The sequence below is a fragment of the Frankia sp. Hr75.2 genome (assembly GCF_949319125.1).
Lineage (GTDB): Bacteria > Actinomycetota > Actinomycetes > Frankiales > Frankiaceae > Parafrankia > Parafrankia soli.
This window is the reverse complement of sequence record NZ_CASGGV010000229.1, coordinates 1-531: the sequence shown is the minus strand read 5'-3', so window position 1 is coordinate 531 and position 531 is coordinate 1. Positions and strand designations below refer to the sequence as shown.

The following is a 531-nucleotide window of genomic DNA, read 5'->3' as shown; positions in this document are numbered from 1 at the left end:
CTCGACCCTCTGGAGAGGGTTGTCCCGAACATGCCTGGTTATGATCGACACCGAGCTCACCCACGCCATCTGACCACCGGCCGGCCGACCCCAGCATGCGCGTCTACCTCACGACACAACAGTGCCGACGCAGGTAAACCTGGAAGACTGGGTCAGGATGGGTCGAGCTGTGAGGCCAGGTAAACGATATCGACCGGGTCACCGTTAGTGAGCACGTCATGCACCTCGCGGTACGCCTGGCGGTACTCGGAAAGGATGACGACAGCGCCGGCGGTGTCCACCGTCTCTCCGATTTCGACCGCCGCGTTGGCCAGGTGTCGGACGCCACGGTTGGCGCGCTCCGCGGTGAGCAGGCGGGCAGCGATTGCGTCGAGTCGGCTGGTATCGCCCATCATGACCTTCAATTCCCGTTTCGAGGTGGCTGTGCTCGCGCCGCTGTCGATGGTCTACCCATGATGGCCGGCAGCCGACCACGCGGGTAGCAACGTGGGTCGGGTAGCCCGGGGGGATCTCACCCCCGGGCTCCCACAG

Annotated in this window: 1 protein-coding gene; it reads right to left on the bottom strand. The window is 65.0% G+C overall.

Annotation, left to right across the window (positions count from 1 at the left end):
- Positions 1 to 152: 152 nt before the first annotated feature.
- The gene (locus AC559T_RS16735) at positions 153 to 395 is read right to left on the bottom strand and encodes a hypothetical protein (RefSeq protein WP_235013665.1); all 243 of its coding nucleotides are present in this window, start codon (positions 393 to 395) and stop codon (positions 153 to 155) included.
- Between the last annotated feature and the right edge of the window lie 136 nt (positions 396 to 531).